Genomic DNA, 12,321 nt, shown 5'->3' on the forward strand with positions numbered 1-12,321 from the left:
GATTAGTGAATACTGCAAACTGCGGACTGATTAATTACTCTTTAACACGTTCTTTATAAGTTCCTTTTGCTGTTTCTATTTTTATTTTATCACCTTCATTAATAAATAAAGGTACATTTACCGTTGCTCCTGTTTCTACAGTTGCTGGTTTAGTTGCATTAGTAGCCGTATTCCCTTTAACCCCAGGTTCTGTAGCTGTAACTTCTAAAATTACACTTGCAGGTAAATCTACCGACAAAGGTGCATTATCTTCAGTATTAATTAAAACAGTAACCACTTCTCCTTCTTTCATTAAGCCAGGGTTATCTAAAGCCGCTTCTAATAATCGGATTTGCGTATAATCGGCTTCATTCATAAAATGATAAAATTCACCATCGTTATATAAATATTGAAATTTATGTGTTTCTACACGAACATCTTCCAATTTATGTCCTGCCGAAAATGTATTATCTAAAACTTTTCCGCTTGTAACGCTTTTCATTTTTGTTCTAACAAACGCTGGGCCTTTACCAGGTTTAACGTGTAAAAATTCAATTATTTTGTATATATCGTTGTTGTAACGTAAACATAATCCGTTTCTAATATCACTTGTAGTTGCCATAATGCTTTTATTGTATAAATGTTGTTTTTTAAGCTGATTTAAAAATTCTAATTTGCTTTAAAATATCCTTTCATGATACCGCGATGGGAATTTTTAATAAATTGAAGAATTTCATCGCGTTCTGGAGTTGCTTCCATTTCCGCTTCAATAATTTCTGCAGCTTGAGTATTGTTATAATTTTTTTGATATAAAATTCTAAATATATCTTGAATTTCTCTAATTTTCTCGGTAGTATAACCACGGCGTCTTAAACCTACAGAGTTAATACCAACATAGGATAAAGGCTCACGCGCTGCTTTAACAAATGGAGGAACATCTTTTCTAACTAAAGAACCTCCAGTTACAAAAGCATGATTTCCAACGGAAACAAACTGATGTACTGCCGTCATACCTGCTAAAACAACATAATCACCAATAGTAATATGTCCTGCTAAAGTACTATTATTTGAAAAGATACAGTTTTTACCCACGATACAATCGTGAGCAATATGGCAATATGCCATTATTAAACAATTGTCGCCAACAACAGTTTTCATTCTGTCGGTAGTACCTCTATTGATTGTAACACACTCTCTAATGGTTACATTATCACCAATTTCGACCGTGGTATCTTCATCATTATATTTTAAATCTTGAGGAACTGCAGAAATTACTGAACCTGGAAAAATATTACAATTTTTACCTATTCTAGCACCTTCCATAATAGTAACATTACTGCCTATCCAGGTGCCTTCGCCAATTATTACATTGTTGTGAATAGTTGTAAATGGCTCGATAACTACATTCTTTGCAATTTTAGCACCAGGATGTACGTAAGCTAAGGGTTGGTTCATAATTTTATTTTACTTTAGATATTTGAGCCATTAATTCAGCTTCTGCACATAATTTTCCATTAGCGTATGCATAACCTTGCATATGGCAAATACCACGACGTATTGGTGTAATTAACGAACAATTAAAAATTAGAGTATCTCCCGGACTTACTTTTTGTTTAAACTTAACATTATCCATTTTCATAAAAAATGTTAAATAGTTTTCAGGATCTGGTACCGTGTTTAAAACTAAAATACCACCAGTTTGGGCCATAGCTTCTACTATTAAAACACCCGGCATTACTGGAGCTCCTGGAAAATGACCTTTAAAGAACTCTTCATTCATGGTTACATTTTTAGTAGCAACTACATGATTATCTGTAAGTTCAAATACTTTATCAATTAACAAAAACGGCTGTCTGTGTGGTAACATATCCATAATTTGAACCACATCCATTAATGGTGGTTGGTTCAAATCGATATTAGGCACATTATTACGACGCTCATTTTTAATTATTTTCGATAGCTTTTTTGCAAACTGCGTATTCACAAAATGACCTGGCTTATTTGCTATAACCTTACCTCTTATTCTAGTTTTTACTAAGGCTAAATCGCCTAAAACATCTAACAGCTTATGTCTAGCCGCTTCATTAGGATGATGTAACGTTAAATTGTCTAAAATACCATTAGGTTTAACAGCGATAGAATCTTTTTTGAAAGCCACTTTAAGCTTTTCCATCGTTTCAGGAGATAATGCTTTATCTACATATACAATGGCATTATTTAAATCGCCACCTTTAATTAATCCATGCTCTAATAGCATTTCTATTTCATGTAAAAAACTAAACGTTCTAGAGTCAGCAATATCCTTTTTAAAGTCTGATATTGTATTTAGAGTGGCATTTTGAGTTCCTAAAACTTTCGTTCCAAAATCAACCATGGTAGTAATTTGATACTCATTTGATGGCATTACTAAAATTTCACTTCCAGATTCTTCATCAACATAAGAAACAATATTTGTTACTACAAACTCTTCTCTAAAGGCATCAAGTTCTACAACACCAGCTTTTTCAATAGCTTCAACAAAAAATTTAGATGATCCATCCATAATTGGAGGCTCAGAAGCATTCAATTCAATTAAAACATTATCAATATCCAAACCAACCAAAGCTGCTAAAACATGTTCTGATGTTTGTATGGTTACACCGTTTTTTTCTAAACATGTACCTCGCTGAGTATTGGTAACGTAGTTAGCATCGGCCTCAATAACCGGCATACCTTCTAAATCAACTCTTTTAAAAGAAAATCCTGTATTACCTTCTGCAGGTTTAAATGTTAAGGTTACATCCTTTCCTGTGTGCAGCCCTACTCCAGTTAAAGAAATTTCTTCTTTAATAGTTTTTTGTTTGATTGTAGTATTAACTATTCCCATTTATTTTCTCTAAATCATTTATATTTTTAACAATATTTGGCAAGTTCTTAAAATGAACATAAGCCTTATTATAATCGCTTAATTTTATAGCCGGAGAACCTTGAAGGATTTCATTATCCTTAACGTTTCTACCAATACCGGACTGTGCTTGAATTTTTACATTATTTCCAATAGTAATATGACCTGCAATACCAACTTGCCCTCCTATTTGACAATTTTCACCAATTTTTGTGGAACCAGCTATACCGGTTTGAGCCGCTATTACAGTATTACGACCAATTTCAACATTATGTGCTATTTGAATTTGATTATCCAGTTTAACACCGGCTCTAATTATGGTAGAGCCTAAGGTTGCTCTGTCTATTGTTGTTGCTGCTCCAACATCTACAAAGTCTTCGATAATCACATTACCTGTTTGAGGTATTTTTTTATAACTTCCATCTTCATTTGGTGCAAAACCGAATCCATCTGCCCCAATAATCACTCCAGAATTAATAATACAATTTTTACCTATAATGGTTTCTGAATAAACTTTTGCTCCAGAAAAAACAATAGAATTATCATCGATAACTACATTATCTCCAATAAATGCATTTGGAAAAACCTTTACATTATCACCTAACACAACATTAGCGCCTATATAGCTAAATGCGCCTATGTAAACATTATCACCGTATTTAGCTGAATCGGAAATAAATGATGGCTGCTCAATTCCTACCTTATTTAATTTAACAGAGTTATAATATTCTAGAATTTTAGAAAATGCCAAATAGGCATCATCTACCTTAATTAGGGTTGTTTTTAAAACATGCTCTGGCTTAAACGTTTTATTTACTATAGTTACCGAAGCATTAGTTGAATATATATGTGACGTGTATTTCGGGTTGGCCAAAAAGGTTAACGCACCTTCAAAACCTTCTTCAATTTTTGCTAGTTTAGATACTTCAATATCTGGATTACCAACTACATCTCCTTCTAATATCCCTGCTATTTGTTGTGCTGTAAATTTCACACCTTGTAGTTTGTTGTTATTTTTTTGTTTAGTTGAACGCAAAAATAGGAAAAATGTGTTAAAGTTTAACCTTAGGGTAACATATATAATATTTTGTAACAGGTTTTGACAGTGCTTTTAGGTTCAATTGATCTGATGCTTTTACAATATCTTGAATTTTACCAGATTTATGTAATATGTTAATACTCTTGGTGTTTAATTGATATGCCTGATTTGAGATACTCCCCTGAAAAACAAAATATTTAGCCTCTTTTTCAGAAATATTAAACTCTTTTATAATAAGGTCAATATGTTTTTTAAGGCTGTTTTTCTTAATTTCTTTATTTTTTAATTTGATTTTAAGCAAGTTTCTATTTATGATCATTTCACATAAATGGCTAAGCACAAAATCCTCATGATATTGCCATTCTTTCATAGCCGAAATAATATCATAATCATCTAAACCAGAAAAAACCTGAAGGGTTTCGTCATTAAAATCATTTCGAGTTATTTTATGATCCAAAAAATATAACAGAGCATTACTAGCTTTTAACTTAATTCCTAATTCGTGTAACTCTTTAGCCCGTTTTAATACCCTAATAAGTAATTGTTCTGCCGCCAAACTTGTTTTATGTAAATAGACTTGCCAATACATTAAACGTCTAGCTATTATAAATTTCTCTACACTATATATTCCTTTTTCTTGAACAACTAATTCATCGTCAACAACATTAAGCATGGTAATTAAGCGTTCGCTATTAATATTACCTTCTGCAACACCCGTATAAAAACTATCGCGCTTTAGATAGTCGGCTCTATCCATATCTAATTGACCAGAAATAAGCTGGCACATAAACCTTCTTGGGTATTCGCCTTTAAAAATTTGAATGGCAAGCGTTAAACTTCCGTTAAATCCCTCATTTAAACGCTCCATAAAAAGTAATGAAATCTCCTCGTGAGACACATTATTTACAATACTATGTTCCATAGCGTGCGAGAAGGGCCCATGGCCAATATCATGCAGCAAAATAGCTACATATAAACCTGTTTCTTCTTCCTCAGATATGGTAACCCCTTTAAAACGAAGTACATTAACCGCCTGCTGCATTAAGTGAACACAACCAATGGCATGATGAAATCTAGTGTGGTGCGCACCCGGATAAACTAAATAAGACATACCCATTTGAGTAATTCTGCGTAAGCGCTGAAAATATTTGTGTTGGATTAAATCGAAAATTAACGAATTTGGAATAGTAATAAATCCGTAAATTGGGTCGTTTAATATTTTAAGTTTATTCAAACTTTAAATTTTTACATTAAATAAATACAAATATAACGATAAGGGCTTATTATGCCCTTTGAATTAAAAACGTTTTAACAATAAAATTAAATACAATACTATGATAAAGATACTTTGGGTTGATGATGAAATTGATTTACTAAAGCCACATATATTATTTCTTGAAAAGAAAAACTATCAAGTTACAACTTGTAATAGCGGTACCGAGGCTATTGATGTATTAGAAGACCATAATTTTGACATCGTATTTTTAGACGAAAATATGCCAGGACTAACCGGCTTAGAAACCTTGCACGAAATTAAAGAGAAAAAAGACAATCTTCCTGTGGTAATGATTACTAAAAGTGAAGAAGAATATATTATGGAAGAAGCTATTGGAAATAAGATAGCCGACTACTTAATAAAACCTGTAAACCCTAATCAGATTCTTTTAAGCCTAAAAAAGAATTTGGATCATTCAAGGTTAATTTCAGAAAAAACAACATCTAATTACCAGCAAGAGTTTAGAAAAATAGCTATGGATTTATCTATGGTTAATAGTTATGAAGAATGGGTAAGCTTGTATCAAAAACTAATTTATTGGGAAATTCAATTAGAAGATATTGAAGATATTGGCATGTTTGAGATTTTAGAATCACAAAAAAACGAGGCAAACAACCAATTTGGAAAATTTATCGAAAAAAATTATGCAGAATGGTTTGAGCCCTATACAGAAGCCCCCATAATGTCTCATACACTATTTAAAGAAAAAATAGTTCCAGAAATAAGTAAAGAGCAACCAACCCTGTTGGTTGTAATTGATAATTTAAGATACGACCAATGGAAGGTTTTCGAACCAATAATTAATAATTATTACAAAAAAGAACAGGAAGATGCCTTTTTTAGTATTCTGCCTACTGCTACACAATATGCACGTAATGCCATTTTTTCTGGTTTAATGCCTAGTGATATGGAAAAACTATTTCCGGAATATTGGAAAAATGATACCGATGAAGGCGGAAAAAACATGCACGAAGCCGATTTTTTAGAAGCGCAATTAAAACGATTAGGACTATCAAACCTAAGCTATGAATACCATAAAATAACAAATTTAAAAAATGGCAAGAAGTTAGCAGAAAACTTTAAATCTTTAAAAAACAACGATTTATCTGTTATCGTATACAATTTTGTAGATATGCTTTCTCACTCTAAAACTGAAATGGAAGTTGTTAAAGAATTAGCCTCCAATGATAAAGCTTATAGATCATTAACATTAAGTTGGTTTAAAAACTCCCCGCTTCTGGATATGATACAGCAGGCCCAACAACTAGGTTTTAAATTAATTTTAACTACAGACCATGGTACTATTAATGTAAAAAACCCATCGAAAGTTATAGGAGATCGAGACACAAGCTTGAATTTACGATACAAAACAGGACGTAGTTTAACTTATGATAAGAAAGATGTATTAGCCAGTAAAGACCCTAAGGAGTTTCATTTACCGTCTATAAATATGAGCAGCTCTTATATATTTGCTAAAAATGATTTGTTTTTCGCTTACCCGAATAACTATAATCATTATGTGAGTTACTATAGAAACACCTATCAGCATGGTGGCGTTTCGTTAGAAGAAATGATTATTCCATTCATAGTGTTTAATCCAAAATAAACCCATGAAAAGCACATTTAATCGATGAACAGCAAATGCTTTTAGGATTTTTAAATTATAATAGTTATTATTGCATATATAAATGAGTGAAAATTTGGAAATTTGTTACGGAATTGATGATGTTGAGCAAGTTGCAAAACAAATCATTGAAAATGCTAAATCGAAAACCCTATTGTTTTATGGAAATATGGGTGTTGGAAAAACAACACTTATTAAAACTATAGTTAAGATATTAGGCTGTAAAGACGAGGTTAGTAGTCCCACTTTCTCAATTGTTAATGAATATAACTTAAATGATGAAAAGATTTATCATTTTGATTTATATAGAATTAATGATATTGAAGAGACCTATAATTTTGGAATTGAAGATTATTTAGATTCCGATTTTTGGAAAGTTATTGAATGGCCTGAAATAATTGAACCATTGTTAATTGATAACTTTGACCGAATTGAAATAAAAATAAATAGTAATAATAAGCGAAATTTAAGTTTAATAACACAAACCAACCAACCAGACTTATGACAATAATAATACGTTCTTCTTATATATTTTAATGTTTTACGGAAAACCCGTAACAAATAATTAAAAAATCTAGCGTTTTAACATAATTTTAACATTTAGAGGTAAAATTCAACTTAAGCTTTGTATAGATTTGGGGTATTAATTCATTAAATCCCTTTTAATTATGAAAACAAAAAAGTATTTAGTTGCAGTAGCAATTTTCGGAGGCGTGTTATTTATGGCACAAGCAGCAAACCAGTTTAACTTAGATGCAGAACAAACATCAAAAATCGAGAAAAATAGAATTAAAGTTCCTTCAGCCGGATAAAAAAAGTTTGGTTGTTGGTAGTATTGTTGCTACTTTAATAGCTATAACACCGTATTTATTTTACTTGTATGAAAGTGTTCCAGACATAAAAACTTGGGACACTTTTTTTGGGTCTTATGATAGCAAGTATAATGAAAGTGTTTTTGTTTTAGCATGGACCTTAGCAGGGAAAATAGTGCCATTATATTTATTATTTATTTGGTTTTTCACCTGTAGACATTGGTGGTATCATGTATTAATTGTGCCTATTGCAATGTATAGTTATCAAATTTTTAATGTAATTAAACAGGATAGCACTAATATTGATTCTAACCAACTAATATATTTAATTCCTTTAATGGCGATAATAGTGCCTTCTATATATTTAATCCGGGCAAGAATTTTTAATAAAATTAATGACGCAGATAAATCTTTAGAAGATTTTGAAGCCGAGTTCAAAATTACTCCTAAAAGTTTATGGGGCAGAATTAGAGAATATTTTTAATTTATTAATTTTATAATCTGTTAGATTCCTTCAGCTCTATGGCTTTTCAATGCTATAACACCGTATTTATTTTACTTGAATGAAAGTGTTCAAACATAAAAACCTGGAACACTTTTTTTTGTACAATAGAAAGTGAGCATAATGTAAGTATTTATGTTTTAACATGGACTTTTGCAGCGAAAATAATGCCATTAGCAAAGGACTAATATTGATTCTCCAACTAACTTATTTAAATCCTTTAATGGCCATAACAATGCCTTCTATACACTAAATTCGAGCAAGAATTTTAAATAGAATTAATGATGTAAATAAACCTTTAGAAGGTTTTGAACCCGTGTTTAAAATGACTGCAAAAAAATTATGAGGGACAATAAAGGACTATTTTTAAATTATTTATTTTCTAATCTATCGCGTTCCTTCAACTCTATGGCTTTTTTATTAGTATTTAATTTGAAGTTTCCAAACTTATAATTAAATCCAAAAGTAATCAGTCTATTTTCCATTCTAGAATCAAATACAATATCTTGATTTAAATACTTGGTAGATTGACTAAAGTTAAGGCTGTTAAAGGCATCACTTAGCCCCAAATTTACCGAAGCTCTATTATTCCATAACGTTTTTTTGAAATTAATATCAAAACTATTTCGTGCACTTATTTTTGATGGCCCATCTACATAAGACGACATATAAAACAAGGATACATCAGCTGATAAACTTTTGTCTTTTAAAAATGAAAAATAATTAACTACTTGGGCATATAAGCTCCACTGCTCTTTATGAATTAATTCATTAGCACTTTCTAAAGCATAAAAATGACTATCATAGTAAAACACAGACGATAACATATAAATGTCCCAATTATTTATTATTGGTGTATAAGTTGTAAAATCTAAACCATAAGAAACACTTCTATCAATATTAGAGTTTATGTATTTTAATAAATTATTAGTATTGTCTTGAAATACAATTTCAATAGCCGGATCGGTTTCATATCTAAAATAAGCCTCAAAAGTATATTTCTGGTTAAAAGTATAGCCAAAATTAAATGTGTCGTCTATTTGAGGTTTTAAATTAGGGTTTCCTGTTATATAAGTATTGTCGTTTAAAAAGTATTTGTAAGGGTTTAATTGATTATACCTAGGTCTAAAAATTCGTTTATTATAATTAATGTAAAATTCATTATCGTCATCTATTTTATGTAAAATATGTAATGACGGGAAAAATTTTGTGTATTTATTTTCGTTTATAGAGTTATTAGTTTTTGAATTTCCTTCAACATTAGTAAACTCAGTCCTTAAGCCTAATTTTAAACTCCAAGAATCCCATTCTTTGGCATAACTACCATAAATAGCAAAATTACTTTCTTTATATAAAAAAGTATCAGAATTCATAACGTCCTGTTCTTTACTTTCACCTTCAATAATAAATTGAGACAATATATTTTTAGAATTTATTTTAGCTATTTTAACTCCCGCTTCAAAAAAGGCAGAATTATCTAATGGCAACTCATAATCTAATTGGCCGGAATATAGTTTAATTTCCTGATCTGAAAACGTTTGAAAATTATTATTACGTATTAACGATTCGTCAGGAAAAAAATAATTTGTATTTACATCTTGAAAACTTGTAAAATCATAATTGGTGTGATGTGTACTTATAACCAATTTTTCACCTTCCTTTTTAAACTTATGAATATAATCTAATGTAAATCCTAAATTTAAAATTTCATCAACCTTTAAATTATCGGTTATAAATGTTGAATCTAAATCTTTATTCGCATTAAAAACACTCGTAATTGAATTAACATTATTTTGGTTTTGAGCTTGAGGTGATACAAGGATACTTGATGAAAACCCTATGCTATTATTTTTATTAAACTCATAATCAATATTTGCATTGATATTTTGATTTGCCGATTTATTAACTCTTTCAAAGTCGGTTTCCCAACTAGATGTATGTTGGTTGTTTTCATAAAAATTAACAAACTCCTCATTATTTCGGTACTTTTTTTGGGGACTAATATTATAATTAAAATATAAATTTAATTTTTTAGTCTTAAAAAAATGACTAGTTCCTAATGCGTATTTAGGAAATTCCGAACCCTGTTTAAAATTACTAAATATACTTCCACTATAACCAGCAATAATATTTTTACTAGTTATGATATTTATAACAGCTCCACCTTCTGCTTCATATTTTGCTGGCGGGTTTGTAATTACCTCAATAGACTTAATATTGTTGGCTGAAGTACCCTCTAAGAGTTGTTGAACTTCATTTGATGATAAATTCACTTTTCTATCATTAATATATATGGTTGGTGTAGCTTGTTTAACTGTTATCGTCTCATTTATCACTAAAACTCCTGGAGTATGTTTTAAAACTTCAAGCACATTATTATTTGATAAGGTTGAGTTTTCTACATTAAATACTAGTCTATCCACCATACGACTAACGGTTGGCCTTTTAGCTACTACAGTTACACCATCTAGTGCTTCAATATTTTCTTTAAGAATAATGGTGCCTAAATCTAGGTTACCATTGACTGTTAATGACTTAGATAATTTCTCAAACCCTAAATAACTAACCGTTAAAATATATTCACCGCTAATCACATTATCAAATTCAAAAAAACCGTCATCATTGGTAGTAATACCTTTTATATCTTCAGGTTGTTTTTCATTATAAATTAGCACATTAGCATAGGCAATAGGCATATTAATAGAATCCACTACAACTCCACTAACACCAAATTGTTGAGAAAAACATAATGAAGCAAATAATAAAAAATAGAGAGGAATTAATTTTTTAAACATGCGCTAATTTATAAAAATTAGATTACACAGATAACCTCGAGGGATTAAAAAAAACAAGTTTTTTTTAAATAAAAATTTACTGAATTATTAAGTAATTTTATTTTAATTATTACTTTATTTAAAAATCTTTCTGAATAAAAAAAATATTTGTAATTTGAAAATTAATAATTTAATCTAATTATGTCGAAACAACCTCTTTCGCCTTTTACCAAACAACAGCTTTTACCACAAGAAGAAACCCTTGAGGTTTACAAGAAAAAAGGTGAGCTTTTTATTGGCGTTCCTAAAGAGTCTGCCTATCAAGAAAAACGTATTTGCCTAACGCCAGATGCTGTATATGCATTGGTAAGCAACGGACATAGAGTTTTAATAGAGTCTGGTGCTGGTGAAGGTGCTAGTTTTAGTGACAAAGATTATAGTGATGCTGGAGCCGAAATAACCAAAGATACAGCAAAGGTGTTTTCGTGCCCTATGATTTTAAAGGTAGAACCTCCTACTCTAGAGCAAATAAAACTTATTAATCCGCAAACTATTTTAATTTCAGCAATACAATTAAAAACACAAGACAAAAAGTATTTCGAAGCTTTGGCTTCAAAAAGAATAACAGCCTTAGCATTTGAGTTTATACGAGATACTGATGGTAGTTATCCAGCAGTAAGATCGTTAAGTGAAATTGCGGGTACTGCTTCTGTTTTAATTGCATCCGAATTACTTTCGGACACAAAGAATGGTAATGGATTAATGTTTGGTAATATTAGTGGTGTTCCTCCTATTGAAATAGTTATTTTAGGTGCTGGCACTGTAGGTGAATTTGCTGCCAGAAGCGCCCTCGGACTTGGTGCAGGTGTTAAAATTTTCGACAACTCAATAACCAAGTTAAGACGTATACAATCACAACTTGGTCGACCTTTATTTACTTCAACTATTCAACCCAAAAATTTACTTAAAGCACTAAAGCGATGTGATGTTGTTATTGGTGCTGTTAGAGGCGTAAATAGAGCGCCTATAGTTGTTACAGAAGACTTGGTTCGATCTATGAAAAAGGGAGCCATAATAATTGATGTAAGTATAGATATGGGGGGCTGTTTTGAGACAAGTGATGTAACATCGCACAGACAACCAACTTATATTAAACATAATGTAGTGCACTATTGTGTACCTAATATTCCTGCAAGATACCCAAGAACGGCTACAATATCAATAAGTAATATCTTTACACCTTATTTACTTAAAATAGCTGAAGATGGCGGAATAGAAAATTCTTTAAGATTTGACAAAGGTTTAAAAAATGGATTGTACTTTTACCACGGCATTTTAACAAGTAAATCTGTTGGTGAATGGTTCGATTTAAAGTATAGCGATATCAATCTACTTATATTTTAAAATAACATTCGCCTACACTAAAAATTT

General features: G+C 30.7%; 11 protein-coding genes. 5 read left to right on the top strand and 6 right to left on the bottom strand.

Annotated features, from left to right (window positions below; all coding sequences use genetic code 11):
• Nucleotides 1-34 precede the first annotated feature (34 nt).
• From efp to ABJM36_RS04935, 5 genes are read right to left on the bottom strand one after another with little or no spacing between them, the layout of a single operon-like run.
• The gene (gene efp, locus ABJM36_RS04915; protein ID WP_348449777.1) at nt 35-601 is read right to left on the bottom strand and encodes an elongation factor P; all 567 of its coding nucleotides are present in this window, start codon (nt 599-601) and stop codon (nt 35-37) included.
• A 47-nt stretch (nt 602-648) separates the two neighbouring features.
• A complete protein-coding gene (gene lpxA, locus ABJM36_RS04920) occupies nt 649-1,434 on the bottom strand; it encodes an acyl-ACP--UDP-N-acetylglucosamine O-acyltransferase (protein WP_348449779.1) in 786 nt (261 codons plus the stop codon).
• 4 nt (nt 1,435-1,438) lie between these two features.
• On the bottom strand, nt 1,439-2,845 hold the full coding sequence (locus tag ABJM36_RS04925) for a bifunctional UDP-3-O-[3-hydroxymyristoyl] N-acetylglucosamine deacetylase/3-hydroxyacyl-ACP dehydratase (RefSeq protein WP_348449781.1): 1,407 nt from the start codon (nt 2,843-2,845) through the stop codon (nt 1,439-1,441).
• Nucleotides 2,832-3,857, bottom strand: coding sequence for a UDP-3-O-(3-hydroxymyristoyl)glucosamine N-acyltransferase (gene lpxD / locus ABJM36_RS04930; RefSeq protein WP_348449783.1), 1,026 nt, complete (start codon nt 3,855-3,857; stop codon nt 2,832-2,834). Before lpxD ends, ABJM36_RS04925 begins: the two co-directional genes overlap by 14 nt.
• 58 nt (nt 3,858-3,915) lie before the next feature.
• Nucleotides 3,916-5,136, bottom strand: a complete 1,221-nt coding sequence (locus ABJM36_RS04935) for an HD domain-containing protein (protein WP_348449785.1) — start codon at nt 5,134-5,136, stop codon at nt 3,916-3,918.
• Between the two features lie 100 nt (nt 5,137-5,236).
• Between ABJM36_RS04935 and ABJM36_RS04940 the strand changes: the two genes are divergently transcribed.
• The 4 genes from ABJM36_RS04940 to ABJM36_RS04955 all read left to right on the top strand — a co-directional run bounded on the left by ABJM36_RS04940 (nt 5,237) and on the right by ABJM36_RS04955 (nt 8,098).
• Entirely contained in the window at nt 5,237-6,784 is a 1,548-nt protein-coding gene (locus tag ABJM36_RS04940) for a PglZ domain-containing protein (protein WP_348449787.1), read from the top strand.
• Nucleotides 6,785-6,866: 82 nt separating this feature from the next.
• Nucleotides 6,867-7,307, top strand: coding sequence for a tRNA (adenosine(37)-N6)-threonylcarbamoyltransferase complex ATPase subunit type 1 TsaE (gene tsaE, locus ABJM36_RS04945; RefSeq protein ID WP_348449789.1), 441 nt, complete (start codon nt 6,867-6,869; stop codon nt 7,305-7,307).
• A gap of 163 nt (nt 7,308-7,470) precedes the next feature.
• Entirely contained in the window at nt 7,471-7,614 is a 144-nt protein-coding gene (locus ABJM36_RS04950) for a hypothetical protein (protein ID WP_348449791.1), read from the top strand.
• Entirely contained in the window at nt 7,556-8,098 is a 543-nt protein-coding gene (locus ABJM36_RS04955; protein WP_348449793.1) for a hypothetical protein, read from the top strand. The genes ABJM36_RS04950 and ABJM36_RS04955 overlap by 59 nt, the downstream gene beginning before the upstream one ends.
• A 389-nt stretch (nt 8,099-8,487) precedes the next feature.
• Here ABJM36_RS04955 and ABJM36_RS04960 read toward each other — a convergent pair whose 3' ends face one another.
• Nucleotides 8,488-10,911, bottom strand: a complete 2,424-nt coding sequence (locus ABJM36_RS04960; RefSeq protein ID WP_348449795.1) for an outer membrane beta-barrel family protein — start codon at nt 10,909-10,911, stop codon at nt 8,488-8,490.
• Between the two features lie 180 nt (nt 10,912-11,091).
• Here ABJM36_RS04960 and ABJM36_RS04965 point away from each other — a divergent pair, with 180 nt between their 5' ends.
• Nucleotides 11,092-12,294, top strand: a complete 1,203-nt coding sequence (locus ABJM36_RS04965; protein WP_348449797.1) for an alanine dehydrogenase — start codon at nt 11,092-11,094, stop codon at nt 12,292-12,294.
• The last annotated feature ends 27 nt before the right edge of the window (nt 12,295-12,321 follow it).

Origin of the sequence: Algibacter sp. (assembly GCF_039977455.1) — a bacterium.
Taxonomy (GTDB): domain Bacteria; phylum Bacteroidota; class Bacteroidia; order Flavobacteriales; family Flavobacteriaceae; genus Algibacter_B.